General features: G+C 71.7%; 25 protein-coding genes and 1 tRNA gene. 9 read left to right on the forward strand and 17 right to left on the reverse strand.

Features of this window, described 5'->3' with window-relative positions; translation table 11 throughout:
• The first annotated feature begins 13 nt into the window (after window positions 1-13).
• Entirely contained in the window at window positions 14-1,063 is a 1,050-nt protein-coding gene (locus tag ABD841_RS14385; RefSeq protein WP_344971529.1) for a hypothetical protein, read from the forward strand.
• A 121-nt stretch (window positions 1,064-1,184) separates the two neighbouring features.
• Here ABD841_RS14385 and ABD841_RS14390 read toward each other — a convergent pair whose 3' ends face one another.
• Together ABD841_RS14390 and ABD841_RS14395 are read right to left on the reverse strand one after the other, a co-directional pair.
• On the reverse strand, window positions 1,185-1,673 hold the full coding sequence (locus ABD841_RS14390) for a GNAT family N-acetyltransferase (RefSeq protein WP_344971531.1): 489 nt from the start codon (window positions 1,671-1,673) through the stop codon (window positions 1,185-1,187).
• Window positions 1,674-1,982: 309 nt separating this feature from the next.
• Window positions 1,983-2,657 (reverse strand): ArsR/SmtB family transcription factor, encoded by a 675-nt coding sequence (locus ABD841_RS14395; RefSeq protein ID WP_344971533.1) that lies wholly within the window; start codon window positions 2,655-2,657, stop codon window positions 1,983-1,985.
• A 64-nt stretch (window positions 2,658-2,721) separates the two neighbouring features.
• On the opposite strand from ABD841_RS14395, the gene ABD841_RS14400 reads away from it, so the two are divergent.
• From ABD841_RS14400 to ABD841_RS14410, 3 genes are all read left to right on the forward strand, one after another.
• The gene (locus ABD841_RS14400) at window positions 2,722-4,266 is read left to right on the forward strand and encodes an isocitrate lyase/phosphoenolpyruvate mutase family protein (protein WP_344971535.1); all 1,545 of its coding nucleotides are present in this window, start codon (window positions 2,722-2,724) and stop codon (window positions 4,264-4,266) included.
• A 362-nt stretch (window positions 4,267-4,628) separates the two neighbouring features.
• On the forward strand, window positions 4,629-6,071 hold the full coding sequence (locus ABD841_RS14405) for a glycoside hydrolase family 43 protein (protein ID WP_344971537.1): 1,443 nt from the start codon (window positions 4,629-4,631) through the stop codon (window positions 6,069-6,071).
• 334 nt (window positions 6,072-6,405) lie between these two features.
• Window positions 6,406-7,602: a PucR family transcriptional regulator gene (locus ABD841_RS14410; RefSeq protein WP_344971538.1), complete on the forward strand. Its 1,197-nt coding sequence runs from the start codon at window positions 6,406-6,408 to the stop codon at window positions 7,600-7,602.
• Here the strand turns inward: ABD841_RS14410 and ABD841_RS14415 are convergent.
• From ABD841_RS14415 to ABD841_RS14455, 9 genes are all read right to left on the reverse strand, one after another.
• Window positions 7,589-8,434, reverse strand: coding sequence for an SGNH/GDSL hydrolase family protein (locus ABD841_RS14415; protein WP_344971539.1), 846 nt, complete (start codon window positions 8,432-8,434; stop codon window positions 7,589-7,591). The two genes, ABD841_RS14410 and ABD841_RS14415, sit on opposite strands and share 14 nt — an antisense overlap.
• Window positions 8,431-9,309, reverse strand: a complete 879-nt coding sequence (locus ABD841_RS14420; protein WP_344971540.1) for a bile acid:sodium symporter family protein — start codon at window positions 9,307-9,309, stop codon at window positions 8,431-8,433. The genes ABD841_RS14415 and ABD841_RS14420 overlap by 4 nt, the downstream gene beginning before the upstream one ends.
• A gap of 16 nt (window positions 9,310-9,325) precedes the next feature.
• A complete protein-coding gene (locus tag ABD841_RS14425) occupies window positions 9,326-10,444 on the reverse strand; it encodes an alkaline phosphatase PhoX (RefSeq protein WP_344971542.1) in 1,119 nt (372 codons plus the stop codon).
• A 416-nt stretch (window positions 10,445-10,860) separates the two neighbouring features.
• Window positions 10,861-11,091 (reverse strand): hypothetical protein, encoded by a 231-nt coding sequence (locus tag ABD841_RS14430; RefSeq protein ID WP_344971544.1) that lies wholly within the window; start codon window positions 11,089-11,091, stop codon window positions 10,861-10,863.
• Between the two features lie 813 nt (window positions 11,092-11,904).
• Window positions 11,905-12,381: an iron chaperone gene (locus tag ABD841_RS14435; RefSeq protein WP_344971546.1), complete on the reverse strand. Its 477-nt coding sequence runs from the start codon at window positions 12,379-12,381 to the stop codon at window positions 11,905-11,907.
• 409 nt (window positions 12,382-12,790) lie between these two features.
• Window positions 12,791-13,246 carry a pyridoxamine 5'-phosphate oxidase family protein gene (locus ABD841_RS14440; RefSeq protein ID WP_344971548.1) on the reverse strand — a complete coding sequence of 152 codons (456 nt, stop codon included), beginning with the start codon at window positions 13,244-13,246 and terminating at the stop codon, window positions 12,791-12,793.
• Between the two features lie 148 nt (window positions 13,247-13,394).
• Complete coding sequence (locus ABD841_RS14445; RefSeq protein WP_344971550.1) at window positions 13,395-13,850, reverse strand: pyridoxamine 5'-phosphate oxidase family protein; 456 nt, start codon at window positions 13,848-13,850, stop codon at window positions 13,395-13,397.
• Between the two features lie 103 nt (window positions 13,851-13,953).
• Complete coding sequence (locus ABD841_RS14450; RefSeq protein WP_344971552.1) at window positions 13,954-14,400, reverse strand: helix-turn-helix transcriptional regulator; 447 nt, start codon at window positions 14,398-14,400, stop codon at window positions 13,954-13,956.
• Window positions 14,401-14,543: 143 nt separating this feature from the next.
• Window positions 14,544-14,954, reverse strand: coding sequence for a VOC family protein (locus tag ABD841_RS14455; protein WP_344971553.1), 411 nt, complete (start codon window positions 14,952-14,954; stop codon window positions 14,544-14,546).
• A 215-nt stretch (window positions 14,955-15,169) separates the two neighbouring features.
• Between ABD841_RS14455 and ABD841_RS14465 the strand changes: the two genes are divergently transcribed.
• The gene (locus ABD841_RS14465) at window positions 15,170-15,364 is read left to right on the forward strand and encodes a hypothetical protein (protein WP_344971555.1); all 195 of its coding nucleotides are present in this window, start codon (window positions 15,170-15,172) and stop codon (window positions 15,362-15,364) included.
• 146 nt (window positions 15,365-15,510) lie between these two features.
• On the opposite strand, the gene ABD841_RS14470 is transcribed toward ABD841_RS14465, so the two are convergent.
• The 3 genes from ABD841_RS14470 to ABD841_RS14480 form a co-directional block, all read right to left on the reverse strand.
• Window positions 15,511-16,761 carry a serpin family protein gene (locus tag ABD841_RS14470; RefSeq protein WP_344971557.1) on the reverse strand — a complete coding sequence of 417 codons (1,251 nt, stop codon included), beginning with the start codon at window positions 16,759-16,761 and terminating at the stop codon, window positions 15,511-15,513.
• Between the two features lie 131 nt (window positions 16,762-16,892).
• Complete coding sequence (locus ABD841_RS14475; RefSeq protein ID WP_344971558.1) at window positions 16,893-17,537, reverse strand: hypothetical protein; 645 nt, start codon at window positions 17,535-17,537, stop codon at window positions 16,893-16,895.
• A gap of 37 nt (window positions 17,538-17,574) precedes the next feature.
• Complete coding sequence (locus ABD841_RS14480) at window positions 17,575-18,960, reverse strand: selenium-binding protein SBP56-related protein (protein ID WP_344971560.1); 1,386 nt, start codon at window positions 18,958-18,960, stop codon at window positions 17,575-17,577.
• Between the two features lie 75 nt (window positions 18,961-19,035).
• On the opposite strand from ABD841_RS14480, the gene ABD841_RS14485 reads away from it, so the two are divergent.
• Window positions 19,036-19,452: a MerR family transcriptional regulator gene (locus tag ABD841_RS14485; RefSeq protein WP_344971562.1), complete on the forward strand. Its 417-nt coding sequence runs from the start codon at window positions 19,036-19,038 to the stop codon at window positions 19,450-19,452.
• Here ABD841_RS14485 and ABD841_RS14490 read toward each other — a convergent pair.
• Complete coding sequence (locus ABD841_RS14490; RefSeq protein WP_344971564.1) at window positions 19,355-20,221, reverse strand: LLM class flavin-dependent oxidoreductase; 867 nt, start codon at window positions 20,219-20,221, stop codon at window positions 19,355-19,357. The two genes, ABD841_RS14485 and ABD841_RS14490, sit on opposite strands and share 98 nt — an antisense overlap.
• 238 nt (window positions 20,222-20,459) lie before the next feature.
• Window positions 20,460-22,229, reverse strand: a complete 1,770-nt coding sequence (locus tag ABD841_RS14495) for an asparagine synthase-related protein (protein ID WP_344971566.1) — start codon at window positions 22,227-22,229, stop codon at window positions 20,460-20,462.
• Between the two features lie 289 nt (window positions 22,230-22,518).
• On the opposite strand from ABD841_RS14495, the gene ABD841_RS14500 reads away from it, so the two are divergent.
• The 3 genes from ABD841_RS14500 (at window position 22,519) to ABD841_RS14510 (ending at window position 24,669) form a co-directional block, all read left to right on the forward strand.
• Window positions 22,519-24,072, forward strand: a complete 1,554-nt coding sequence (locus ABD841_RS14500) for a vWA domain-containing protein (protein ID WP_344971568.1) — start codon at window positions 22,519-22,521, stop codon at window positions 24,070-24,072.
• A gap of 111 nt (window positions 24,073-24,183) precedes the next feature.
• A tRNA-Ala gene (locus ABD841_RS14505) sits at window positions 24,184-24,256 on the forward strand.
• Between the two features lie 245 nt (window positions 24,257-24,501).
• Window positions 24,502-24,669, forward strand: a complete 168-nt coding sequence (locus tag ABD841_RS14510) for a hypothetical protein (protein ID WP_344971570.1) — start codon at window positions 24,502-24,504, stop codon at window positions 24,667-24,669.
• Window positions 24,670-24,825: 156 nt separating this feature from the next.
• On the opposite strand, the gene ABD841_RS14515 is transcribed toward ABD841_RS14510, so the two are convergent.
• A complete protein-coding gene (locus ABD841_RS14515; RefSeq protein WP_344971572.1) occupies window positions 24,826-26,265 on the reverse strand; it encodes a pentapeptide repeat-containing protein in 1,440 nt (479 codons plus the stop codon).
• Between the last annotated feature and the right edge of the window lie 82 nt (window positions 26,266-26,347).

Here is a 26,347-nt window from a genome sequence, read left to right on the forward strand (position 1 = left end):
CGTCGGGTGCCTGGTGGCGGCGTCCGTGTGCGAGCTGGTGATCGTGGTGGTCGCCTTCGTCCTGCTGTCTCTTCTCCGGAGGGAACTGGCGGCCGGCTATGAGAACGGCGACGGTGCGGATTTTAACCTGGAGCACGCGGTGTCCTCTGTCCAGGACTGCGTGTGGGCCCATGCCGTGGCCGGTGTGATCACGCTGGCCGTGGCGGGCCTGGCGCGGTGGCGAGGGGGGACCGTGGGGGTGCGAACCGCCACGGGGTTGAGCCTCATACCGTACACAGTGTTCTATCTTCTGTTCGGCCTGCAGGAGTGGTCGGCCTTGGACATGTGGCATGCCCACTCGGAGCCGCGACCCTCGGGCCACTGGTATGAGGTCTGGTACTCGGACGTGTTCCGCTCGCTGACGGGCGCGGCCGGGCTCCTCTACCTCGCGGGGGCGGCACTGCTCTTCCGCACCGCGCCGAACCGCGGGAGAGGCAAGGGCCGCGGGGGCGGGACACGGGACGACCTCGCCACGGACGCCGTCGTCGACGCACCGGGAAGAGACACGGCGGTGCGGGGGCGGAGGAGACCGAACGCGGGACGTGCCGTCGTGTGCCTGGTGGCGGCGTCCGTGTGCGAACTGGTGGTCGCGGCGGGCGCTCTCATTCTCCTGCCTCCCCTCCAGCGGGAGCTGGAGGCCCAGTACGAGACCGGCGACGGTGTCGCCCACTACCTGGAGTGGACGGTGCACACCCTCCAGGACCTCGTGTGGGGCTATCCCACGGCCGGTGTGATCACGCTGGCCGTGGCGGTCATGGCGTGGCGGCGGGGCGGGACCGCAGGAGTGCAGGCCGCCGCGGCGGCGGGTCTCGCGCCGTACACGGCGTTCTATCTCCTCCTCGGTCTGCTGGGAGCGCTGTCCTTGAACGATCCATATGTGGACCGGTACTCGGACATGGTCCTGTGGCTGTCGAGCGCGGCCGGGCTCCTCTACCTCGCGGGGGCGATCCTGCTCTTCCGCACCGGGGACGTCCGACAGGGCGGGCGTCTCCGCACCGCCGAGGAGACCGGCGTCGCGTCGTAGCGGCCGTACCCGGAGGTGTCGCCGGTGCCCGAAGCGCCGAACATGCCCCGACGGAAGCCCCGTCTGTCCGGAGTGACGCTGAACTTCCGGCGCTCTTCCCTCCTCCTGAGACTCCGCGGCCTCAGCACGGGAGCGACAGCCACTTCACCATGATCAGGCAAGGGCTGTCCGGCCACAGGTCTGCCGTCTCCTCCAGCGGGAGGAAGCCAACAGACCGGTAGAACGCCCTGGTTCGGGCGTAACCGCGATCCGGATGCGTCGCCCCCAGAGTCTTCACCTGGAGCACCTGGCAGCCGTCTGCACTGACGTCCGAAGCGAGCGCGTCGACGAGCGCCCTGCCAACGCCTCGCCGATGCCAGGACGGGGCAACCGCCATCAGGTGGATCTCGGCCGCTTCGGCGAAGTGCCGCCGATACAGCAAGACACCGACGGGCTCCGTATCGGTGCGAGCGACGAGGCCGGGCAGCCGGGTCGCCGACTCCACGTACTCCGCGTTGGCCTCCGGGACGCCGAACCATGACGGCAACTGGCCAAGCAGTCCCGCAGTGATATCCGCCAGCTCGGCCGAGCCTGTCATCCGGGATAGCCGGAAAGCCGCGACCTCATCCATGCCCTGAGCGTGTCACCGGCGGCTGCAACGGCGCACCTTGTTTTCGCGCGGGCGGCCCACCCGTGCGTACCGGCACCCGCACGACAACACCGGCACCCGCACGGCAACACCGGCACCCGCACGGCAACACCGGCACCTTCCACTGCAACGGTCACCGAGAGTCCACGCGCACCGGACGGATTCGTCGCCCTGGCCAGGGGCCCGGCGGACAGGTACGGCACTTGCCGACAGACTACGCACTCGGCCGGCCGTTCCCCGAGCGCACTCGGCATGCACAGCCCGTTCGCGCATCCCGGGGCTTCGACGTGGCTAGACCTTCACCCCCAGCGACTCCCGGAACGCCTCGGCGCCTTCCGGCGTCACCTCCACCGCGCGCCCGGAACCGACCCGCCGCACCCACTGCCGCTCCAGCGCTGTGGCGCACAGGGCCGTGCCCAGCGCTCCGGCGAAATGGGGCAGGCGCTCAGTCCGGTCCAGGCAGCTCCGCACCAGGGGCCGCCGGGTGCCCGCGGAGTGTCGGTAGCCCAGGGCGTCGGCCAGCCAAGCCCGCCCCGCCGGGGTGACGGCGAGCCCGGAGTCGTCGACGACCAGACCCCGGGCGATCATCGCATCGGCCAGTGCCACGCCCAGCCGCCCCGCCAGATGGTCGTAGCAGGTGCGGGCCCGGGCCTCGGCGCTCAGCTGCGCCGATTGACGCAGGTTCCGCGGGCGCGGGGGATCCGGGGCGTACGAGGCGAGGGCTTCGACCAGGGCGGCCGCCCGGGGGCCGGCCAGCCGGACGTAGCGGTGCCGGCCCTGGCGTTCCTCGGTCAGCAGTCCGCCCTCGACGAGGCGGGAGAGCTGCTCACTGGCGGTGGAGGGCCGCACCCCCGCGTACCGAGCCAGCTCGCCCGCGGTCCAGGCACGGCCGTCGAGCAGGGCCTGGCAGAAGGCGGCCCGGGTGCGGTCGGCGAGCAGGGCTGCGGTCTCGGCGAGCGGGGACATGGGGTCATGATGCCTCAGACATGGTTCGGCCGGTGCCGAACCGTCCGGACCCTAGCGTCGGGGCATGACACAGACGGTGCATGAGTTCGACCGCTACGCGGAGGTGCGGGCGGCGCTCGCCGACCCGGCACTCGTCCCGGAGCTGCCTGCGGGCGACGGCCCGGCCGGGGCGAGTGTCGCCTGGCTGCGGGCCACCGTGGCCCGGTTCAGCTCCGGAGAGCGGCACCGGCGACGGCGGGCCCTGGTGGAGGCCGAACTGGCCCGGCTGGAGCCCGCCTCGCTACGGCGGGCGGCAGCGGCGGGGCGCGAAGGGGAGATCCGGGTGAGGGTGGTGCGTACCCTCGCCGAAGCCCTGGGCATGCCGGAGCCCGCAGCGGTGGCGGAGGCGGTGATCGTGGTGGCCGGAGCCTACTTCGGGGGTGCGGACGCGGCCGCGGACGAGGCGGTGGCCCGGCTCGTGGCGCAACTGGTGCCGGGGCCGGCGGATGAAGCCGGTCTGGAGGCCGCCGCCAACCGCATCGGGCTGCTGGTCCAGGCATGCGAGGCGACGGCCGCGCTGGTCGAGGCCTCGGCCGGCAGCGGCGGACCGCCGGCCCGGGTGCTCCGGAACGCTCCGCCGGTACGGACCATGCGTCGCGTCGCCGCCCGTGCCACCCGGGTCGCAGGCCGGGAGATCGCCGAGGGCGACGTGGTGTTCTTGGACCTTGCCACCGCCAACCGCACGCATCCCGTACCCCTCACCTTCGGCGTCCCGCCCCGCGTCTGCCCCGGCCGGGCCCACGCCCTCGCGCTGGCCGACGGCCTGCTCCGGCGCCGGCAGACCCCTTTCGCGCGCCTGCACCACCAGGCCGCCCCGCTGCTGCTGCCCAACGCCTGGGACTACGCCTCCGCGGCCGCTCTGGCGGCGCAGGGATTCGCCGCCGTCGGCACCACCAGCCTGGGCGTGGCCGCGGCCGCCGGCCTGCCGGACGGGGCGGCCGCCACCGCCGAGGTGACCCTGGCACTGGCCTCCCGGCTGGGACGCGGCTCGTTCCTGTTCACCGTCGACGCCGAAGGGGGCTTCAGCGACGCCCCGGAGGAGGTGGCCGAGCTGGCCCGGAAGCTGTACGACGCGGGCGCCGCGGGGATCAACCTCGAAGACGGCCGCCCCGACGGCACGCTCGCCCCCGTGGAGCTGCACGCCGCGAAGATCGCCGCCGTCAAGGCCGCCGTACCCGCGCTGTTCGTGAACGCGCGCACCGACACCCACTGGCTGGGCCGGCGGGAGGAGGAGACCGCGACGCGCCTCGCGATCTACGAACAGGCAGGTGCGGATGGGGTATTCGTGCCGGGGCTGTCCGATCCGGATGGGATCGCCGCCCTGACGGCAACCCTCGTCGTACCGCTGAACATCCTGTACACGCCGGCCGGGCCCACCCTCGCCGAGCTGGCCGCGCTGGGTGTGCGCAGGGTCAGCCTCGGTTCGCTGCTCTACCGCGGGGCCCTGGCAGCGGCCGTGGCCACCGCCACCGCCGTCCGCGACGGCCGGCCGGCCGATCTCGGGACCCCCTCCTACGCCGAGGTGCGGCAGCTGGGGATGCCCGCCGGGACGCCTCGGAGATCCATGTGAGATCCGGGGTCTGAGGGACATCGGAGCCGGATCGTGCGCCAGGCCCTGCCTCGGCAGGTCAGGGTCATCCGGGACGGCGCCGAGGCCGCGCCCCCGCCGGCCGCCGGCGCGCCCGCCGGCGGCCAGGCCACCGCCCCGAAAATTTCGAGATTGCCGGCGTTCTGGCCGGTCACGGCGTTCGGCGCGTTCGCGTGCCGTTGACATCGCGTCCGGCCTGCCGCAACGTTTCCCTCGCCCGGTTCCGCACCGCCGGTCACCGGACCGGCATGGCACAGAGGAGTCACCGACGTGACCGTCGCTCCAGCGATCCGTCCTCCCCACGCCGGAGCGCCGACGCGCCATCCGGCCGGGGCGGTGAAGGGGTGACCGCAACCTACCGCAACCCGGTGCTCAACGCCGACTGGTCCGACCCCGACGTGATCCGCGTGGGCGAGGACTTCTACCTGACGGCCTCCACCTTCACCAAGGTGCCGGGACTGCCGATCCTGCACTCACGTGACCTGGTCAACTGGACGATCATCGGGCACGCCGTGACCGGCGGCTACGACGACGTGCGGCCCGGTTGCGGGGTGTGGGCGCCGTCGCTGCGCCACCACGACGGCCGGTTCTGGATCTTCTACGGCGACCCCGACGTGGGCGTCTGCGTGGTGAGCGCGGAGGACCCGCGCGGCCCGTGGACCACGCCGCACGTCGTCAAACCGGGCGCCGGGCTCATCGACCCCTGCCCGCTGTGGGACGACGACGGGCAGGCGTACCTGGTGCACGGCTGGGCGAAGAGCCGCGCCGGGGTGAACAACCGGCTCACGCTGCACCGCATGTCGCCCGACGCCCGGGAGGTGCTCGACGGGGGCACGCCGATCATCGACGGGGACCTGCTGCCGGGCTACCGGACGTTGGAGGGGCCCAAACTGTACAAGCGCGACGGCGTGTACTGGATCTTCGCACCGGCGGGCGGCGTCGAGCAGGGCTGGCAGTCGGTGTTCCGGGCCGAGTCGGTCTTCGGCCCGTACGAGGACCGCATCGTGCTGCGGCAGGGCCGCACCGACGTCAACGGACCGCACCAGGGCGGCTGGGTGGACACCCCGTCCGGCGATCACTGGTTCATGCACTTCCAGGACCGCGGCCCCTACGGCAGGGTCGTCCACCTGCAGCCCATGACCTGGAACGGCGGCTGGCCGGTCATGGGCGCGGGCGGCGAGCCGGTGCCCGGCGGTCCCGTGCCGGTGCCGGGTGGCACACCGAGCGCGCCCGCGACCTCCGACGACTTCTCCGGTCCCGGACTCGGGCTGCAGTGGAGCTGGCAGGCCAACCCCGACCCCTCCTGGTGGGAGGTGCGGGACGGCCGGCTCCGCCTGGCATGCGTACCGGGGCCCGAGGACCTCGCGAAGCGCCCGTCCGTGCTCGGCCAGCGGCTGCCCGGGGACCCCTGCACGGTCACCACGACGCTCACCCTGGAGGGCGAGGGCCGGGCGGGCCTGTGCGTGCTCGGTGCCACCTACGCCTACGTCGGGCTGGAGAGCACGCGGGACGGGACGGTCCTGCTGCGCGGGGACAGCGAAGACGGCGGGGACGGCGGGGAGAGGGTGGCGGTGCCGGTGCGCGACGGTGTCGTCATCGGGGCGCGGATCGGCACGGGAGCGCTGGTCACGTTCCTGGCCGACACCGGGGACGGGCTGCGCGAGGTGGGCGCGCCCTTCCAAGCCACCCGGGGGCACTGGGTGGGCGCGGTGCTCGGCCTGTTCGCCGCGGGGGGCGGCACCGGCCGGGCCGTCTTCGGCGCGTTCACCGTGGACATCGAGAGGTAGGGGGACGATGAGGCGGCGCGTGCCGATGGCCGCGACCCTGATCGACGTCCCGGCCACGGCCTGACCGGCCGCGAAGGAAACCCCGTGTCCGCACCGCCGTCCACACCGTCCACCCGCGCTCCCGCCCCGCCGGTCCGGTCGCCGTAGCCCGGCGGTCATCAGGGCGCGCCCGCCCGGGCGTCCGGCCACCGGCCCACCGCCGGTGCGCACAGGGCGCCGGTCGGCACGGCCGACGTGAGGGCGGCGGCGACCTGCCGGCCCGTGCTCGTGCCGTACCTGATCGGCGCCGGTCGCCCTGCTGAATGAACAAACAGCAAGGACCTGATATGAGACAGTGTCAGACGTGCTCATCCTGGCCGGATGTCCCGTGCACGAGCTGCTGGAACGCCAGGCGACCAGCCTGGCCAGGCAGCTCGTGCGTGTCTTCGTCGAAGAGATCCCCATCTACCGGCGGTTGCCCAGGGAGGAGCTCGACGGCGACATTACCAGGATCACCGAGCACAACCTGCGGATGATCTGCGAGATGTTCCGTCATCGGCGCCCGCCCACCTCCGCCGAGCTGGCACCGCTGCGTGCTTCGGCCGCGCGTCGCGCCCAGGAACGGATACCGCTCGAAGCGCTGCTGGCCGCCTACCACCTGGGCACGCGCTGGGTCTGGGACCGCCTGGTCGCCACCGCCACGCCGGCCGACTTCGCGGTGGTGCTCGAGATGAACCGCCTCATCCTCGTCTACGCCGAGGCGGCGACCTCCACGGTGTGCACCGCCTACCTGAAGGAGCGCGAGGGCATGCTCAGCCAGGAGCAACACGCCATGCACGCCGCGGTCTCCGCGCTGCTCGGCGGTGATCACGCGGCTCTGGCAGCGGTACGGCTGGCGCCCGGCTACCTGGTCATGGCGATCGCGGTGGACGCGCACCCTGACGAGAAACAGGACGAACCCGGCGGTTCGATCGCCGCCCGGCGCAAGCTGGCGAGGATCAGGGCCGCCGCGCAGCGTTACGCCACCGAGCAGGTCCTGTTCGTGCTCGACGCGACAGGCGGGCTCGTGCTGCTCCCGCGCGGCGGTGAGACGCCGAGCGTGACCGAGGTCGTCGAGGCGATGTCCAGGGCGGCGGGGGTGCCGATCTGGGCGGCGGCCGAGCAGGCGACGCCCGCCGAGGTCCCGGCCGCCGCAGGAGTGGCCGAGGAGGTTCTGGAGGTGGTGCGGGTCTTCGGCCGCCCGCCGGGCGCCTACCGGCTGGCCGACGTGCTGCTGGAGTACCAGCTCACCCGGCCGAGCCGGGCCACCGCCAGGCTCGCGAGTCTCCTCGACCCTCTGCAGGGCAACCCCGACCTGCTCAGAACGCTCAAGGTCTATCTGGAGACCGGGCTCGACCGCCGCCGCACGGCCGAGCTGCTGCATGTGCACCCGAACACCGTCGACTACCGGTTGCGGCGGGCGGTGAGCTTGACCGGTCTCGACCCGGCCGACCCGGCGCAGCTTCAGCAGATCGGAGCCGCGCTGGCGGCCAGGAGGCTTACGCCCCGCTGACGGCGGCGATCACCGCGTCCGCGAAGCCGCGCATGCCGCGCGCGTTGGGGTGGAAAGGCGTCGCCGGTGAAGCGGGTATGTAGGGTTCGATCCACCGCGTCCCCGGCGAGGTGCACGGGTCGTGACCCGTGCTCGGCGTCTGCAGGTCGATGAAGGCCACGCCCGCCGCCGCCGCCTGTTCCGCCAACGCCTGGTTGAAGTACTGCAGGGTGGCGCGGATGTAGTTGGCGTCCTTCTTGATGATCGGCACCCGCGGGTAGCAGCCGTCGGGCGGGGCGTAGGTCCCGTAGCCCACCACGAAGATCCTGGCCTGTGGTGAGCGGGCGCGGATGTCGGTGACCAGAGTGGTCAGCTTCGGACGCAGCGCGTCGGTCCTGACCCGCCAGGTGTCCTGCCCGTTCTCCACGTAGTCGTCGTGGCAGGCGTCGCCGACGGGCGGCGGCAGCAGGTTCAGGCAGTCCTCGATGAACCTGGTCAGGCCCACGTCGTTGGCGCCGATCTGCACGGTGACCAGTGTGGTGTCCTGGCTGAGCGCGTCCAGTTGCGGCGGCACCGAGCCGAGGTCGGTGCTCTGCGGGTGGTACATGTCCTTGGTGTCGGCGCCCGAGCAGGTGACGTCACGGAATTCGGCGGCTCCGATGGCCTGCGCGGTGAGGTGGGCGTAGTTGCGGTCGGAGCGCCAGCAGCCGAGGTCGGGCAGCACCTGGTTGGGCACCAGCGGCCCGGAGGCGGCCGAGTCGCCCAGGGCCACGTACACCTCACCGGCCGAGGCGTGGGCGGGCGGGGCGATGGCGACCACCAGGACGAGCGCGGCGATCACTGATCGGATCACGCTGAACTCCCTTCGAAAGGCGTCGGCTCTGCGGTACGGGATCTGAGCAGGAACCCGGCTCCTGCCGCGGTGAAGAACATCAGCACGCCGTAGGTGGCGGCCGGGACGGCCATCTGGGGGCTGTTCAGCAGGGAGAGCGCCACCGCGATCGACAGCGTGGCGTTGTGGATCCCGATCTCCATGCAGGAGGCGATGGCCTGGTCGCGCCGCACCCCGGCCAGGCGCGGCGCCCAGTAGCCGACGGCCAGGCTGATCACGCTGAACGCCAGCGTGATCAGGCCCACCGACCGGATGTAGCCACCGAGGTGGTCGAGTTCTTGGAGCAGGGCGCCGGCGATCACCAGCGCCAGGATGATCGCCGAAGCGATCTTCACGGGCGTGTTCATCCGTTCGGCGAAACGCGGCGCCATGGCGCGGACCGCCATGCCGATGGCGACCGGAACCAGCACGATCGCCACCACCTGCAGGGTCTTGTCGAACTGCAGACCGAGCGTGCCCGAGCCGCCGTCGAAGTAGGACAGCGACAGGTTGGTCACCAGCGGAAGCGTCACGACGGCCAGCACCGAGTTGATCGCGGTCAGCGTCACGTTGAGCGCGACGTCACCGCCGAACAGGTGGCTGTAGAGGTTGGCCGTCGTGCCGCCGGGTGAGGCGGCCAGCAGCATCATGCCGACGGCGAGCGCGGCCGGCAGGTCGAAGACGACCACCAGGCCGAAGCAGATCGCGGGCAGCACCAGGATCTGGCAGCCGAGCGCCACGACGGTGGCCTTCGGATAGACGATGACGCGGCGGAAGTCGGAGATCGCAAGGCTCAGCCCGAGGCCGAACATGATGATCGCCAGTGCGACGGGCAGGAGGGTTCCGGCAAGGGCCATGTGGAGTCCTTGAGGGTCAGTGGCGGAAAGGCCCGGTGATCTCGTAGGTGATGCCGCCCGTTCCCGCCCGTTCGCCGCTGGTGCCGCGTTGGGAGGAGAAGTAGAGGCGAGTGCCGTCGGGGGAGAAGGCGGGGCCGGTGATCTCGGACTCACTCTGGCCGTCGAGCCGCATGATCGGTGCGACCACCCGGTCCGGGGTGATGATGTTGATCTCCATGTTGCCGCCGTCCTCGGCGACGTAGAGGTCACCGCCCTGGGTGCCGGTGATGTTGTCGACACCGTCGAGCGTTCCGGTGCCGTCATAGATCGCGGTCACCGTCTGGCGGGCGGCGTCGTAGGCCCACACCCTGCGGTCGCCCTTGGCGGTGAAGTAGCAGATCCCGTCCGCGTAGTGGCAGCCCTCGCCACCGTCGAAGTGCCTGGCCGCGCTCACCTGGTGCCTGGTCTGCGTCTGGAAGACGCCAGGCGTCGGGTCGGGTACCGGTCGCCAGACGTCGTCGGTGCAGAAGACCTCGAGGCGGCCGTCGGCCAGATCGCCCCAGACGTTCGGGACGAAGCGGTAGAAGCAGCCGTCATCCTCGTCCTCGGTCAGGTAGACGACCTTGTGATCGGGATCGCAGGCGGCGGCCTCGTGCTTGAACTTCCCCATCGCCGGACGCTGCTGGGAGCTGCGGACGCCGTACGGATCGGTCTCGTAGACCTTGCCGCGGAAGATCTCCTCACACGACAGCCAGGTGTTCCACGGTGTGCGTCCGCCCGCGCAGTTGAGGTTGGTGTTCGACAGGATCCGGTAGGCCCGCTCGATCGAACCGTCGGCCCTGAACTTGATCGCCGAAGCGCCCCCGAACAGCGGAATCTCGGAGTTGGACACGTAGATCCAGCCGGTGCCGTCGGCGAAGCAGGCGCCGCCGTCCGGGGCCGGATGCCAGAGGACGCCACCAACGGAATGGCCCGACCTGGCCACCACCCTGCTGCTGAACCCGGCCGGCAGCGCGACGCCGTTGGCGTCGGGCGCGCCGAGCGGGCCGTACGGGCTCTCGCCCGCGACCACCGAGGAGGCGAGCGCGGCGTTCTGCCACAGGGTGCCGGACAGGGCGACGGCGGAGAGGGACGCGATGAAGGTACGGCGCTGCATCGGGGCTCCAGTGATCGCCTACGTTTCTCCCCAAACCATGAGCTGGCGGCGGTTTTCTGGGAATTGGAGGCGGAGGTAAATCTGAGCGGTCAAACCTGTGACGGATCACAAGCCCCGGATGGCCTTTGTGCGGCTCGCCGGCGGGGGAGGGGCGCGGCCACAGACGTGGTGTAAGAGTTTCTCCTGGTGACAGGCGTGGCCCCGGACATGGAGACGGCCATCGCGTGACCCTCCGCGATCGCGACACCGAGATCGAAGGAGAGAAGAGCGACGGCCGTGAAAGAACGGATCACCTCGTCGGGGAGGTGATGGCCGGAGGAGCGGTCGTCACCTCCGGTCGGCTCAGCTGTAGAAGACGGTGAAGAGCCGGACGTCCACGCCGTCATCGTCTTGCTCGGTCTCGTGGAGCTCCCGGATCAGCCCGGCGAGGCGTTCGCGGAACTCCTCGGCCTTGGCGGCGGGTCACCGAGGGCTTTCAACGTCTCGACGTCGTCGAGAAGCGCGGCCGTACCATCACCGCGGTGATGACGCTGTTCGGCATCGGCATGCCGGCGGGCATCGCCCTCGGCGGCTTGCTGTTGCAGTACACCGGCCGGCGGACGACGATGCTCGTCCTGGCCGGTGTCCTTGCTGCGGCCGCCCTCCACGCGCTGAGCCGACCGGCGATACGAGAGGCGCGCCGGCCCGGACCGGGCGCTCGCCGTCCGAGGCGTTCCAGCGGCTTGGGGACGGTTCCGCCGGCAGCAGGTGCTCGCGCACGAGATCGAACAGCAGGGTGGGGGAGTCGTGCTTCATCACCCGGTCGACGAGGAACCGCTCGCGCTCCCTCGTCGCCGCGCCGGTCGGCTTCGCGCAACCCGCGGACGGAGCCGCCACACCTGGTTGATCCCTTCCTTCACGCCGCGACCTGGCCCGGTGCGTTCTTGGTGAGCCTGGTTCTCCCGGCGCGAGGTCACCGACCGTCACACGGCGCAGCCAGCGGGATGATCCTGCGGTACTTGCCGCCGGGTGACCGCTGCGGCGGTTCCCCGGCGTGTTCGAGGGTGACGCCGCCGACCTCGTGCTCGGCGAGCAGGTGGGTGATCTCGGCTTGGCTGGTGGACGGTTGGAATGGTGTGCCGGCGTCAGCATCGTGACCGACCCGGAGCTCCCGATCCTCGGCACGGAACCGGTGGCAGGGAGGAGCGGATCGGCGTCCCGCGCAGTGGATCGATCGGTGGTCCCCCTCGTCTCGGGGCCGCACCGGCTGGCGTGCCCAAGGGGTGCGGATCCTCGAACGCGGTCCTCGACAACACCTTCGGGATGGCGAGCACGACAGCGTCCGGCGTGACGTTCCGACCGGAGTAAGCCCGGCTTCCGGTGCCGGGCTGCGCCCGTCCCGCTCCGTGGTCGCTTGATGGTTGTCCGCCGGGCCGGGTCGCGGGTCAGGCCGACGAGCGCCGCGCTCATGAGGACCGGCCTCAGCTCACCGCTTTCTTGATGAGCGCGCCGATGCGTGCCTCGTCGGCGGCGGTCAGCTCCGTCAGGGCGTAGGCGGTCGGCCACATGGTGCCTTCGTCGAGGTTCGCCGGGTCGTTGAAGCCGAGCGTGGCGTACCTCGCCTTGAACTTGTGTGCGCCCTGGAAGAAGCAGACGACCTTGCCATCCTTGGTGTACGCGGGCATCCCGTACCAGAGCCTCGGCGAGAGGACCGGCGCGTTGGCTTTGACGACGGCATGGATCCGCTCGGCGAGGACGCGGTCCGCTTCCGGCATCTCGGCGATCTTCGCGAGCACCTCGCTCTCCACGTCCGCCTTGGCCGCGCGCGAGCCGCGGCGCGCGGCCGCCTTCAGCTCCTTGGCGCGCTCCTTCATCGCGTCTCGTTCCTCGTCCGTGAAGCCGTCGTACTTCTCGTCGACCGCGCTGGTGCTCTTGGTGGACGTCCGCGTGTCCTTCATGGCGGGTTTCCTCTCTTGCAAGGCTTGATCGGGACAATCTCATGCTAGGGGTCCGTCGCGGCCGTGGCTTCTTCAAAACTGATCGGTTGCCGCCCGGGTGAGAGCAGCGGTGGTGTCGAGGCGGAGGCCGGCCACCTGGCACCTCTGCGACGACATGCCCGAGGAGTGGCGGGGATCGCGCTCGGGCTACTGAGGCTCGCGGGCGACCTGTGGGTGGGGAAGGGGTGGGTCCTCGACGGCTCCGGCGACCGCTTCGGGAAGCAACGGGCTCTGGCGGTTCTCAGTGGATCGGCGACGTTGCCGACCGGCGCGGCGGAGCTGCTCGGCACCGATGACTTGCGGGGACGTGATTCCTGTGACCGGACACATGCCCGGCAGGGCGGGTAAGGATCCGACGCGCGACTGAGGGTTACTCGCGCTCGACCCTTCGCAGCCCGTGCGTGGGCGTCCACCACTCGACGACGAGCATCGTGGCCTCGTCGTTGAGGTGGGTGTGCACGACCTCGGCGATGTCGGCGTGGAAACGGTCGCCGTCCGATCCCTCGGTGATTGATCCGGCGGCGATCGCCCGACCGGAGATCTTCGCCTCGCCCGGCCATTGCGCTTCGGAGCCCTCGATCGGGTCGACCGTGGCGCTGTGCAGGGCGAAACGCGGATCCCGACGGAGATCCGCGCCTTTGCGCGCGTTCGGCATCGAGCCAAAGACCAGTTCGCCGTCCTCGAAGATCGCCTCGATCCCGGAGATCCGCGGCGACCCGTCGGCGCGCAAGGTGGCAATCGTCTTGTGTCTGTGGGCGTCGAACAACGCCCGCACGCGCTGCGCGAACTCCGGCTCCACCTGTTCGACCTCATGCCACGCCGTCATACGCCCATGATCGCACCGATGGGCGCGGGCGGGATACGCAGACAGGACAGCGACCCGGGCGCGCCCCCAGCCTCCCACCGTCAACCTCCACGGAACCCGGCGTAATCGTCCGCGCATCGGAACGAGCGGGTGTGTTCCCGTGCGGCGGTCAGCCGAGCCAGCGGCCGTCGCGCATGAGATCGCGTCCCCGCAACTCGTTCGCCTCCCGCCAGGCCTGGATGCGTCGCGGCCGGATCAGGAAGTACTGGTAGGGCTCGTCGAGCTCGCGCGGGTCGAAACCGGTCTTGGCCGCGAACGCGTCGCCCATCTCCGGGGCGAGGTCGGCGAGGTCCACCGGCTCGGCGGTGCCGTCGACGACGACGACGTCGCGCGTCGGCCCGAGGCCGAGTCGCACCCGGCCGTCCGCCAGCAGGTTGCGGCCGGTGACCGAGGCACGCGGCGTCGAGATGAGGAACGCGGTCCCGTCCCAGAGGTACGAGAGCGGGATGAGGTGGACGCCGCCCGAGGAGCCCGGCGTCGCGACCCAGAGATCGACGTCGCCCTCCAGCTTCGCGCGAGTGTCCCGCAGCCTCTCCTCGAGCTCACGCGGCGGCGCGCCCGTCATGCTTCCTCCAGTCACATCGTGGAGAGCCCTTCCCCCGGGGATGGGCTCCGTCGGTCATCGGCCGGTTCACCGAGGCTGCCTTGCGGCCGAGGAAGTCTAGCGGTCACGCCGGTTGCGGCTCGGTCGCCGGCGCTTCTCGATTCCTGACCGGTCTGGTCACCTGTTTCGCCACGCACGACGGCATCCCCGCCGCAGAGCCCGCCACCAGGCGCCGGTAGGCGCTGGGCGGCATGCCGACCAGTTCGGTGAAGCGGGTGCTGAAGGTGCCCAGCGACGAGCAGCCGACCGTGAAGCAGACGTCGGTGACGCTGAGGTCGCCACGACGCAGCAGCGCCATCGCGCGCTCGATGCGCCGCGTCATCAGGTAGGCGTACGGCGACTCGCCGTAGGCGAGCCGGAACTGGCGGCTGAGGTGCCCGGCTGACATGTTCGCGCCGCGGGCGAGCGCCTCGACGTTCAGTGGCTGCGCGTACTCCCGGTCGATCCGGTCGCGGACGCGGCGCAGTCGTGCGAGGTCGCTCAGGTGCTGCGCCGCGGTAAGTGCGCGCATCCACGCGGGATGACACATGAGAGAACTCCTTTCATCTTTCGTCGATGTTCGCGAGCGCCTGGGTACACGCCGAGGCAGGCGGCCGCATTCTTCGCAGGTGGTCGCGACGCAGGACACCGAGGCCACATCGATTACCGAACGGCTCAGCGAAGCTCCTGGATGCGGATCAGGTTGCCCGCGGGATCGCGGAAGGCGCAGTCGCGAACGCCGTACGGCTGCTCGGTCGGCTCCTGGACGACCTCGGCGTTGCCGGCCTGCACCTTCTCGAAGGTGCCGTCGAGGTCCCGGGTGGCCAGCAGGATCCAGCCGTAGGTGCCCTTGGCCATCATCTCGACGATGGTGCGGCGTTCGTCCTCGGTGATGCCGGGGTCGGCGGCCGGCGGCGCCAGGAGGATGGACGTGCCGGGCTGGTTGACGGGGCCGACCGTGATCCAGCGCATCTTGCCGTGTCCGACGTCGCTGCGTACCTCGAAGCCGAGGATGTCGCGGTAGAAGACCAGGGCGGCGTCCGGGTCGTCATGCGGGAGGAAGCTCGTGTGAATGGTGATGTCCATGGTCGTCACGTTAGCCGCGGCTCGGTGACCGGCGCTTCTCGATTCCTGATCGGTCCGGTCACCTGTTTCGCCACGCACGACGGCATCCCCGCAGTCGCGCGCGCCGCCTGGCGTTGCGTCACCCAGGATCTCCACAACCGCCTCCCAGGATCAAAGCCGGGGGCCCGCCGCACCGGCGGGCCTCTCATCGCCGTGCGACCGCCATACCGCTTCCGGTGGCAGGGCGGCCCCGCAGGTCAGCCGGAGGACGTGACCGCGGCCGCTCCCGCGGTGAGCGCAGCGAGCTCCTCACGGGCCGCGGCGGCCCCGCCGTCCCGGTCGGCGGCGGTCAGATCGACGGCGCGCCGCTGGAAGAGTCGGTGGATGTGGACTTCGGCCGGCGTGAGGGATGGGAGTACCGGCTGGCCTGATGGGGCGCGGCCATGATCTTCCTCCGCTGTCACCTGGTCAGTCCGCCTCCGCCGAGCAGCTCGGCGCCGCCCTGACCGCCCTGGGCCTGTACGGCGGGGCCGGTACCGCCGCCGGACGCGGCCGGGGCCGGGCGCCGGTGCGGGGTTCAGCCCTTGGCGGTCGGGTCGGCGACCTGGCCGATGAACAGCGGGGTCAGCGTGGGCCGGTGGACGATCGCGAAGGCGAACGGCCGGTCGGCGCGCACCTCCACCTGGGGCTCGGGCGGGGCCGCCACCGTGAAGGCCAGCCCGGTGACGGCGGCGGCCTCGGTGCCCCACTCGTCCACGGTCACGGTGGCGCGGTGGATCGCCTGGCCGAGGGAGGCGTCGTCGGCGATGCCGGAGTAGCCGGTCGCCGTCAGCCCAAGCGCGCCGAGCGGCTCCCCGAGGCCCAGGCTCGTCGAGAAGTCCCAGCGGGGGATGGAGATCCTCACCTGGTGCTCCTTCAGCCCGGTGGCCACCTGCGCCAGCACCTCGGGGGTGAGCAGGCCGGCGGGGGCGCCGCCCGCCTGCGGGATCATGATCCACATGGCCAGCTCACCCTTGGCGTAGCGCAGCTCCACCGCCTGCCAGCCATCTCCGGTGGCGTACGGGATGGCGCCGGACCGGTGCATCAGGTCGGTCCGCACGGTGGTGCCGTCCGCCCGGGTGAAGGCGGCGCCCCGCTCCGGCGGGTCGGTGAACGGCGTCTCCCACTCGGCCTTGAGGTAGACGGCGTTGGCGAGGACGAGCCGGGTCCGGGGGTCCAGGCGGTCGAACACCTTCGTGATCCGCCCGGCCGTCTCCCGCTCGACCCACGCGTCGATCACCTGGGCGGCGTCCCGGGCGAAGTCCACCGGGCGCACGCCGGTGCCGTACTGCGCGGCGAGCGTGCGCAGGAACTCGGGCCGGACGCTCAGCCCTTCCTGGGCGAACAGCCCGTTGGCGATGGCGACGACCGGCGGCTCCGGCTCGGCCTGGGCGTCGCGTTCGGTGCCCGGCTCGGTGCGGGGCGGCGGGCCGTCGGTGGTGACGATCCGCCGGGTGAGCGCGTTGAGCGCGGTGTGCGGCCCCCGGGCGGGGAAGCCGAAGACCCGGTCCAACTGGGCGGCGGTGTCTCCGGTGGCGCCCGCCCGGGCCATGCCGAAGGCGTAGCCGATGCTCAGCGGGGACAGGACCGCGTTGGCCCCCGGGGCGGCGGTCCCGGCGAACAGGGCGTGGCCGAAGGCGGTGAGCCCGCGCACGGTCTCCGTGACCGGCGGGTCGACCGGCGTCTCCCGCCGCACCCCCTCGGCGACGATCACGTTCGAGTCGGTCATCGCGCACGCCGAGAGGGCGGCGAGGGCCAGCAGGGCGGTGGCGGTGAACAGTCGGCGCATGACCCTGACACGTATCCCGCCGCCGTCCGGTTCACCGCCCGCGGTCCCCGGCCCGTGCTCCTCGGCACGGCGGCCCGCGTGCGGCGTGCCGGGGCACCCCTCGTGGGGCTCCCGGGTGACCCCTCGGGGCCTCAGGTGAAGGCGGTGAAGACGCCCGCGCCGATGAGGGCCACGGCCCAGGCGAGGTCCAGGTTGAACCACGCCTTGCGCAGCACCGCGACGCCCAGCCGCTCGTAGACGAGCAGCGCCAGCACGGTCATCGCCGCCAGCATGGCCAGGGTGTGGACGCCGGTCGCCAGCAGGCTCTGCGATGCCAGCGCCGTGGCACCGTGCTCCCCGTGTCCTCCGTGTCCCGCGTGCCCTCCGTGGCTTCCGTGCCCGGCGTTCAGCGTGACCGGGAGCACCATGAGCCCCGCCCCGTGGGCGGTGGCCATCAGGAACGACCACCCGGCCAGCTGCCATCCGGTCACCTTCATGCCGACCCAGCGGGGATGACGCCGCCGCACCAGCCGCCAGATTCCGAAGCCGCACACCACGGCCGCCACCCCGTACGAGACGGCCTTGGGCGGGGCGGCCAGGCGGGCCGCGGAGACCAGGCCGAGGGTGGCCAGCACCGAGGCCGCGTGGCCGAGCGCGATGGGCGGCAGCGCGTGGAGCACCCCCTTGCGCGACCGTTCCTGCAGGCCGAGGGCGACGGCGAAGAGCCAGCCCATGGCCGGGTTCAGGCCGTGGAAGGCACCGAGCCCGGCCAGGATCAGCACGGACGTCAGATCCATCAGGCGCCCTTCGTCGCGGTCGTGGCGGTGGGCCGGATCAAGGGAAGCAGTAGGAGTCGGAGGAGGAGTCGCCACCCTGCAGCCGGATCTGGTGCGCGCGCCGCCCGTCGGCGGCGAAGTCGACGAAGAACGCCGGGTCCAGGGAGATCGAGCCGTCGTCGGCGACGTCCACCTTGGCCATCCAGCCGGAGATGCCGTCGGGGTAGAAGACGTCGTCCCACGACCGGTACAGCGAGTTGGTGAAGTAGACCCGCCTGCCGTCCCGGCTCGCCTCGACTATCTGCGGCCCGCCGTTCAGCGCCCGGCCGGGCGCGGCCGGGTGCGCGTCACGTCGCGCGATGCCGCCGATCCGGATCGACCCGGTCTCGCGCGGGGCGAACGGGTCGGAGACGTCGTACGCCTTGAGCTCGCCGGTGCCCCAGGCGGAGAGGAGCAGGATCCGGTCGTCCAGGGTCAGCGAGATGTCGGTGACCAGCGGCGGCACCGCGCCGAACTGCTTGAGCGGCTCGGGCAGCAGGGCGGGGTCGGCCGGTTCGGCCGGGATCGTGATCGTCTTGCGGGCCTTCCAGACGCCGTCCTCCAGGTACCAGGTGAAGATGTTCGCCGACAGGTCCTCGACGTTGATCACGGTGTTGACGAAGCCGTAGGTCTTGGTCGGGTCGTGGGAGGGGCGCAGCTCCAGCGCCATCTGGTGCTGGTCGCCCAGGTCGATCTCCTGCAGGTGCCGGCGCTTGGCCAGGTCCCAGACGTGGAGCCGGTGGCCGTACTCCCGGGCGACCAGCAGGTCCAGTGAGGGCCCCGCCTCGATCTGGTTGGGCGTGCCCCACTCACTGGTGATCATCGTGTCGTGACCGAGGTGCCACCAGAAGTCGTAGTGGAGGCGCTGCGGCCCCCGTTCGGACTCCCAGCGGCCCGTGGGCTCGAAGGTTTCGTGGTCGAGTGTGAACACCCCGCCCGGCGCCTCTCCCGCCACGTCGCCGAGCGCGCTGACGTAGATCGCGTCGGTGCCGCAGTGCACGGTGTGCGGGCGACTGTAGCCGGTCTTCTCGAAGAGGGTCTCCGGCTCGATCGTCTTGACCAGCTTCGGGTGGCGGGGGTCGCCCTTGACGTCGAAGACGTGGATCCGGCTGGAGCGCAGACCGGGCACGATCAGGTAGCGCCGCTCGACGTGCGGGTGCGGGGCGTACGGGCACAGCGCCGCGCTGCACACGTTCCAGCCGAAGTGGTGGAGCTCGTCCCCGGGGACCGGCATGTCGTGCACGTCCACGATCGACCCGTCCGCCAGGTCGATCGTGGCGAGCCCGTCGGGTCTGTCCCCGCCGGAGGCGTCGAGCAGGGCGACGTAGGCCAACTCCTCCCGGGGAGCCAGCATCGCCTCGCGAGCGGACGGATAGAACGTGGGATCAGGCTGAATGAGTGGCATAGCGAACTCCTGCCTGCCGAGGTCGGGGCTATAACCCATTAATCTTGTGGGAAAACTCTCCGCTGTCCAGAGGTGATGGCGGGTAACCGTCCCGCGCGGTCTCGCGCCGCTTCGCTGCCCGGACGGACCGTTCACCGGTTGACGTGCCCACCTCGGGTGCACGTTAATGCGAACTTGACGTCAAGGGCCGGGGTGGAGTTCACGATCGGCGAGCCGGCGGCCCGGCACGGCCCGGCCGCCCACGTCCTGCGGCACTGGGCGGCGATGGGCCTGCTCGGCCCGGCCCGGCGGGTCAACGGCCGCCGCCGTTACGGCCCCGAGCGCTCCGCCAGGGTCGCGCTGATCGTGCGGGCCAAGCAGACGGGCGCGTCGCTGGAGCAGATCCGCGATCCGGTCACGGAGCCGGACGGCACTCCTCGGCGGCCTGCTCCAGGACGGCGAGCCGGGCCGCGGCGTGGTCGCCGCGGGGCCACAGGACGGCCAGGGTGGTGACGCCGAGTTCCGCGTAGCGGCCGAGGCAGTCGCGGAAAGCCTCGATCGAGGCGAGCGGGCGCTCTCCTCCGTAGCCGAGGACCGCCAGGCGCGGCAGGGTGCCCGGCTCGCGTCCCCGCGCGGCGCAGATCTCGTCCAGCAGGGCGATCTGACGCCGCACCTCGGCGTGCGGGGTACCGGCGTACACCCTCGGGTCCTGGCTGACGTCCTGGGTGATCCACAGGTCGGCGAAGCGGACCGCGAGCTCCATGCCGCGTGCTCCGGTGGCGGCGATCGCGAGCGGCGGCCGGCGGGGCTCGCCGCCCCCGATGGCGACCTGGTGCGCGGAGAAGAACCGGCCGGTGAAGTCGGTGCCGGGACGGCGCAGCAGCAGGTCGGTGAGCTCGACCCATTCGGCGAAGCGCGCCGTGCGGTCGGCCCGGGTGAGCGGCTCGCCGCCGAAGGCGTCGGAGTCGCCGCCGGGCCCGCCGGCACCGATTCCCAGGACGAAACGTCCCTCCGAAAGGGCGTGGAGGCTCAGGGCGGCCTTGGCGGAGGTGACGGGGTGGCGGAAGTTCGGAGACGTCACCATGGTGCCCACGCCGATGCGCGAGGTCACCGCTGCGGCCGCCGCCAGCGTGGTGTGGGCCTCGTGCCACGGGTCGCGGCCGTTCAGCAACAGGTGGTCGTAGAGCCACCCACGGCCCACACCGAGCTTCTCGGCGTGCGCCCATTCGTCGCGGAGCGTCGGCCACGGAGCATCCGGCCACATGATGGCGTCAAGCTGCATTCCGCCACGATAGCGGCGAACACCCGCATCCCGATCATCCCACCGGGGACCCCGGCCACCGGGCGGGTCGTCCGGCGCGGAAGGCCCTCCGGCAGGCCGTGGGAGCGCATCGCGCGGGTGAAGGCGTCACGGGTGCCGTCCGGGGAGCCGCCCGGCACGCGGGCGACACGTTCGGAAGGCGACGCGTGCCCGTCCCCGCCCCGGAAGCCCCCGCGCTCCCACGGGGCGCGGCCGGGGGTCATGACGGGATGGGGATGTGGACCCGGGGCAGACCCTGGGGCTCCTTGCCGGGATACTCGCCGCCCAGCATGGTGGCGACCGTGTACAGGTGCCAGGCCTGGTTGGGCTTCTTCAGGACGGGTTCGGCGAACAGTTTGCGGACCTCGTCGGGCTTGACGATGGGGGCCAGCAGGTCGAGGCGGCCGAGGACGTGGTCGCGCATCAGGCCGGTCAGCTCCTCGCCGGGGCTGGTCCGCCAGTTCCAGCCGCCGCCGGTCTTCGGCGCGGTCAGCACCCGCGGCCTGCGCTGCCACGGGTAGTACCGCCGACCGGCGGTGAACCGCCACGGCTTGCCCTCGACCGGGATGCCGCGCAGCCGCGGCGCGAGGACACCCAGGAGCTCGTAGATGACCTCCTCCGACAGCCGCCAGGCCTGGTCGAGCCCGAGCGCGGCGCGGACCACCCGGTTGTCGAGGAACGGCCAGATCTGATCGCCCCGGCGCAGCGAGCCCGCCCGTGCCCCGGCATGCCAGCGGCCGACCTTGTAGGTGATGTACATGTGGTCCAGCGCTTCCAGCGGCGCCCGCTCCCGCCAGGGTCCGGCCAGCTCGCGGGCGTGCTCGTTGGCCGCGTCGCTGAACAGCGCCGGGTCCCGCAGGAAGGTGACCTCGACCCGGCGCCGCAGCGCCTTGTCGCTCAGATCGGTCTGGAGCAGCAGCAGGCCGCCGGCGCGGAGGATCTCGCCGCTCTGCCCGGACATGGTCGGCTTGGCGCTGTACGGCAGGTAGCCGACGATCGACTCGTACGCCGACGTCATGCCCTCGCAGGCGCGCAGCGTCTCGTACGTCCGCGCCAGCGGGTGGTCGACGATGATCGCGTCCTTCTTCTCGGCGCGGGCCGGCGGGATGACGGTGTGCTCGATGCCGAGCACACCGGCGATCCGCCTGGCGATGATCACGTCGGGGTGGGTGTCCAGGCCGTTGGTGGTCGCGCGGAACGGGACGCCGGCCGCGTGCAGCACGGCGGCGATCAGGCGGCTGTCCCGGCCGCCGGTCAGGGCCAGGTTCACCGGGTCGCCCGCCGCGCGCAGCGGCTTCACGGTGGCCAGCAGCGCCCCGGCCAGGTCCCGGACGAGTTCCTTCTTGCGCTTTCGCGTCTCGGGCGCGGGCACGGCGGCCGGGAGCGGGTTCTCGGCGATCGTGCGCCTGCCGTCCCGGACGGTGACGGCCGCGGACGGCGGCAGCGCGGTCACCCCGCGGAAGGGCGTCTCGTCGGACAGGAAGTAGCCCTGGCGGACCATCGACTGCAGCGCGAGCACGTCCCACTCGACCCGCTCGCCGCCGGCGGCGAGGTGGACCAGGAGCGCCCTGCTGCCGATCACGTGTGCGTCGGGCGTCTCGGCGTAGTAAACCGGGCAGACCCGGTGGATCGCGGTGGCGGCGGACAGTTCCTCGCCGGTCGCCCGGAACGCCGAGAAGCATCCGCCGACGGCCTCGGTCCCCAGCACGGGCATACCCGCCAGCCGGTCGACCTCGCCCGGCTCGGCCAGGTAGCCGTTGACCCCGGTGACCCGGTCGTGCCCGGTCACCAGCAGGGGCGGCTGCCGGGAGTCGTCCGGTTCGTTGGTCCAGGCGAACATGGAGACACCGGGGCGGTGCCACTCGCGGGACCTGATGACCTCGGGGGGGACGGGGAAGGCGGCCTCGATCGCTCCCCTGACGGCGTGGAACATCGTCTCCGGGATTCCGCTTCTCCGGTCCTTGGCGGCCAGACCGAGATAAACGCGCATGGTGAAAGATCATATGTCGCGTCTTTTCAAGATATATAGGAAATAGCAAAGCGAATTATGGCCACCGTGAACGGGACGCTTTCCCGCGCCGTCACCCGTACGGTGGCCGCCGCCCGCGCCGATCACCGCCATTGTCCGCACCCGCGCACGGTCGTCGTCCGCACCCGGACCTGGCCGCCGTCCGAGCCCGATCACATACCGAACACGGTTTGCGCTCGCTTGGGTCAAGCACCCGCCCCGTGGCGGAGAGGGCCCGTCTAGGGGGTGACACGTATCCCCCGGAGGCGACATGAAGTCACGCGCGATCGCCACAGCCCTCGCCGTCATCGTCCTGCTGCCCGTCACCGCCTGCGGAGGCGCGGGAGACACCGGTGGGGCCGACACCCGGCCGGCGCCCTCCTCCGCGCAGGCGGCCCCCTCCCCGGCGCGGGAACAGGATTCCGCCGAGGCCGCGGACCGGACAGCCGGCGCGACCGCGGAAGCGCCCGCCGAGAACGAGGCCGCCGAGAACACGGGCGAGGACTCCGCCCGGCTGCGGGACACCGCCACCGAACAGGTCTCCACCTTCGCTCTCGACGTCGACACCGCCTCATACGGCTACAGCAGGCGGACCCTGCGGGAGGGTCGCCTGCCCGATCCGGGTCAGGTCCGGCCCGAGGAGTTCGTCAACGCCTTCAGGCAGGACTACGCGGAGCCGGAGGAGGACGGGTTCACGGTGCACATGGACGGGGCGCGCGGGCCCGGTGACGGCACCGCGCTGCTCAGGGTCGGCCTGCAGACCCGCGGCGCGGACCCCGAGGCGCGGCGCCCGGCGAACCTGACCTTCGTGGTGGACGTGTCCGGCTCGATGGCCGAACCCGGCAGGATCGACCTCGTCAGGAACGCCCTGCACAAGCTCATCGACCAGCTCGGGCCGGACGACCAGGTCTCCATCGTGGCCTTCAGCTCCAGCGCCGAGGTGATCCAGTCCATGACTCCGGCCACCGACTGGAACCGGCTGCACGCCGCCGTCGAGCGCCTGGCCGTCCAGGCGTCGACGAACCTCGAGGCCGGGCTCACCGCCGGTTACGCCGAGGCCGCCCGCGGCTTCCGGCCGATGGCCACCAACCGGGTCATCCTGCTCTCCGACGGTCTGGCCAACACCGGCGACACCAGCTGGCAGGGCATCCTCGACCGGGTCGAGGAGTCCGCCGGCAAGAAGATCACGCTCCTGTGCGTCGGCGTCGGCCGCGACTACGGCGACCAGTTGATGGAGCAGCTCGCCGACAACGGTGACGGCGCCGCGGTCTACGTCAGCTCCGTGGACGACGCCCGCAAGGTCTTCGTCGAGCGGCTCGCCACCAACCTCGACCTGCGGGCCCGTGACGCCAAGGCGCAGGTCGTGTTCAACCCGTCCACCGTGGAGTCGTACCGCCTGATCGGCTATGAGAACCGGCGGATCGCGGCCGAGGAGTTCCGCGACGACGCCAAGGACGGCGGCGAGATCGGCCCCGGCCACTCGGTGACCGCCCTGTACGAGGTGCGCCTGCGCAGCGGGGCCTCGGGCCGGCTGGCCACCGCCACCGTGCGCTGGCAGGACCCCGACACCCGCGCTCCGTCCGAGGCCGGCCGTTCCCTGGAGATCGGTGCCCTGGCGGAATCGCTGTGGGACGGGCCGCCGCCGAGGTTCCAGGTGGACGTGGTGGCGGCCGTCTTCGCCGAGTACCTGCGCACCCGTGAGCCGGCCGCCGAGTTGGGCCCCGCGGAACTTTCCGGCCACGCCACCCGCCTGGCCGCGGCCACCGAGGACGCCGCGGTGGGGGAGCTCGCCCGGTTGATCGACAGGGCCGCGTCGCTCGGTTAGCCGCGCGCCGCCGGCGCCGTCCGCCGCGACGGTTACAGGGTGCGGTGCGATGTCCTATACACTGGCGTGGTGCCAGCCGGGCGGAGTCCGGAAGGCACCACGTTTCACCTAGGGGCTATGGCGCAGCTGGTAGCGCGCCTCCATGGCATGGAGGAGGTCTGGGGTTCGAATCCCCATAGCTCCACCTCATGGGCCGTTCTTGAAATGGCCTGCAGGTGGTTGACGAGATCCCGTCCGATCGGCTCGATCGGGCGGGATCTCGTCGTTTTCCCGGCCGGCGTGGCCGTCGGCGGGCCCGTGCGAGCGCGTGCGGCGGTCGTGGAGAAGGGCGCGGGCGATGTGCGGCCACTGCGGGCGCAGCACGGACCGGTCGCGAGGCATGCGTGACCTCGCGGTCGGCGGTGAACTGTGCGGTTGATAGGAGGCGAGGTGCTCCTGACGATCGACGCGCTCTTTCCCGGACAACCAGAGGACCATCCCCACCTGAGGCGGTGGCCCGAACTGGCGGCGATGACGGACTTCTTCGTCGAGTTCGAGGAAAGAGGCGACGACTACGACTGGAGGGCGGCCTGGTCGACGGTCGAGGCCTACTCGTGAACACCCCGGCCACAGTTCCGGATCATGAGGGTGGCCCTGCCGGTGGCACCACGGCGCGAGCCGGGCGGTGGTGACGGTCAGCGGTCGCCGGACGCGGTAGGGCGAGTAGCGGGCATTGGCGGTCACCGGCATTCGCACCGTGTCGGCCGGGCCTGGTCAGGCACGCCGTTCGTCTTGCGACCCGTCGAAGTCGGTGAAGTACAGGCGGATCCAGTCGATGGACCGTGCGCGTGCCCGGGCGAGTCCGGCGATCTTGGGATCGGGGTGCGCGCGCAACTCCTTCAGGAGGTTGAAGGCGGAGCGCACGTCCTCTGACGGCGGCCTTCTCACTGTCTCCTCCCACCTCGCGACCTCTCCTGCGGCCCTGAGATGCCGTTCGAGACCGAGGACGACGCCCTTGTGCACACGCGACCTACTCGACGAGAGCATCTCGCCTATCTCGGCCCACCGGCGTTCCCTCGCCAGATGCGTCACCAGGCCTGCGGCACAGCGCTCCATCACGGCCGCCCTGCCGCCCAGGCCCGTACGCAGTGCCGCCTCGGCGGCCGGACGGATATCCGGATGGCGCATGAGGCTGCCCAGGGCGAACGCGGCCTCCCGGCCGGGGTCCATCGTGAAACGTACCTCGCTCCCGTTCTTGGGCACGTACACCGCGGTGCCGCAGGCCAGCAGCGCGGACAATTCCTCGATGACGTCGAGCGCCATGCTCTCCCGCCGGGCGATATCCGCCGCAGCCTGGCAGGCGCGGTGCAGCACGAGCAGCGCGTCGTCGGTGAGCAGGTGCCGCAGTAGTTCCTCGGTCGCCGTCTGCCGCAGGTCCCGGCCGTCCAGGGCGTCCCAGACCCACGCTCCCGGACGGCGGCGGTAGAGCTCGACGGCCCGCCGCGCGTCCCCGCGGCGCAGGTATCCCCGCAGGGCCGAGGCGCGATCGGCGGCGGACGGCCGCGGCTCGACGGCGGGCGGGTCTCCGTCGAAACGCGCCGCATCGATGGCGGCCCCGTCGAACATCGCCCCGCCGAGAAGGGCCCCGGTGAAGTCGGCGCCGGTGAGATCGGCGAGGCTGAAGTCCGCCTCCCGCAGGTCGGCCTCACGGAAGTCCGCCCCCGGCAGCCCGGCGCCCCGGAACGACGCGCGGGCCAGCCGGGCGTTGCGGAAGACCACCGCCTCACCGGTGGCAAGATCGAATAGTGACTCTTCCAGGCCCGCTTCCTGGAAGTCGGCGTGGGACAGGCGTGCCTCCCAGAAGGAGGCCCGGGGCAGGTCGGCCCGCCGCCACCGGCTCATCGCGGAGTGCACGGCGTGGAAGGAGACGTCCTCGCCGATAACGTTGTCGAAACCGCACTGGAAGAGCGTGACTCCGCTGAACCCCGCCCGGTCGCACCGGACACCGGTGAAGTCGGAGTCCATGAGGTGGGATCCGGAGAGGTTGGCTCCGGACAGATCCGCCCTGGAGACGTCCAGGAAGTCCGCCTCGAGACGGGGCAGCCAGGCGCCGGCGAGGTCGAGACCCGGCGCGGCGACGTCTTTGAGCCGGGCCCGCCCGCGGGCGGCTTTCTCGAGATCCTCCCGCGTGACTACGCGTCGCTCAGGAGTCATTGTCCTCCGTCCATTCCGAGACCGCACGCTCCGGGCCGCCCGGGGATGAGTGTCGTCCACCGCCGTGCATCCGCGTGTGGAG

It is taken from the genome of Streptosporangium fragile (assembly GCF_039534445.1).
Classification (GTDB): domain Bacteria; phylum Actinomycetota; class Actinomycetes; order Streptosporangiales; family Streptosporangiaceae; genus Streptosporangium; species Streptosporangium fragile.

What these genes read in the sequence shown, in the direction of transcription:
- ABD841_RS14390 (WP_344971531.1), bottom strand. Translation starts at nt 1,673, where the DNA reads ATGGATGAGGTCGCGGCTTTCCGGCTATCCCGGATGACAGGCTCGGCC.
- ABD841_RS14395 (WP_344971533.1), bottom strand. Translation starts at nt 2,657, where the DNA reads ATGTCCCCGCTCGCCGAGACCGCAGCCCTGCTCGCCGACCGCACCCGG.
- ABD841_RS14400 (WP_344971535.1), top strand. Translation starts at nt 2,722, where the DNA reads ATGACACAGACGGTGCATGAGTTCGACCGCTACGCGGAGGTGCGGGCG.
- ABD841_RS14420 (WP_344971540.1), bottom strand. Translation starts at nt 9,309, where the DNA reads ATGGCCCTTGCCGGAACCCTCCTGCCCGTCGCACTGGCGATCATCATG.
- ABD841_RS14425 (WP_344971542.1), bottom strand. Translation starts at nt 10,444, where the DNA reads ATGCAGCGCCGTACCTTCATCGCGTCCCTCTCCGCCGTCGCCCTGTCC.
- ABD841_RS14435 (WP_344971546.1), bottom strand. Translation starts at nt 12,381, where the DNA reads ATGAAGGACACGCGGACGTCCACCAAGAGCACCAGCGCGGTCGACGAG.
- ABD841_RS14440 (WP_344971548.1), bottom strand. Translation starts at nt 13,246, where the DNA reads ATGACGGCGTGGCATGAGGTCGAACAGGTGGAGCCGGAGTTCGCGCAG.
- ABD841_RS14445 (WP_344971550.1), bottom strand. Translation starts at nt 13,850, where the DNA reads ATGACGGGCGCGCCGCCGCGTGAGCTCGAGGAGAGGCTGCGGGACACT.
- ABD841_RS14450 (WP_344971552.1), bottom strand. Translation starts at nt 14,400, where the DNA reads ATGCGCGCACTTACCGCGGCGCAGCACCTGAGCGACCTCGCACGACTG.
- ABD841_RS14455 (WP_344971553.1), bottom strand. Translation starts at nt 14,954, where the DNA reads ATGGACATCACCATTCACACGAGCTTCCTCCCGCATGACGACCCGGAC.
- ABD841_RS14470 (WP_344971557.1), bottom strand. Translation starts at nt 16,761, where the DNA reads ATGCGCCGACTGTTCACCGCCACCGCCCTGCTGGCCCTCGCCGCCCTC.
- ABD841_RS14475 (WP_344971558.1), bottom strand. Translation starts at nt 17,537, where the DNA reads ATGGATCTGACGTCCGTGCTGATCCTGGCCGGGCTCGGTGCCTTCCAC.
- ABD841_RS14480 (WP_344971560.1), bottom strand. Translation starts at nt 18,960, where the DNA reads ATGCCACTCATTCAGCCTGATCCCACGTTCTATCCGTCCGCTCGCGAG.
- ABD841_RS14485 (WP_344971562.1), top strand. Translation starts at nt 19,036, where the DNA reads ATGGCGGGTAACCGTCCCGCGCGGTCTCGCGCCGCTTCGCTGCCCGGA.
- ABD841_RS14490 (WP_344971564.1), bottom strand. Translation starts at nt 20,221, where the DNA reads ATGCAGCTTGACGCCATCATGTGGCCGGATGCTCCGTGGCCGACGCTC.
- ABD841_RS14495 (WP_344971566.1), bottom strand. Translation starts at nt 22,229, where the DNA reads ATGCGCGTTTATCTCGGTCTGGCCGCCAAGGACCGGAGAAGCGGAATC.
- ABD841_RS14500 (WP_344971568.1), top strand. Translation starts at nt 22,519, where the DNA reads ATGAAGTCACGCGCGATCGCCACAGCCCTCGCCGTCATCGTCCTGCTG.
- ABD841_RS14515 (WP_344971572.1), bottom strand. Translation starts at nt 26,265, where the DNA reads ATGACTCCTGAGCGACGCGTAGTCACGCGGGAGGATCTCGAGAAAGCC.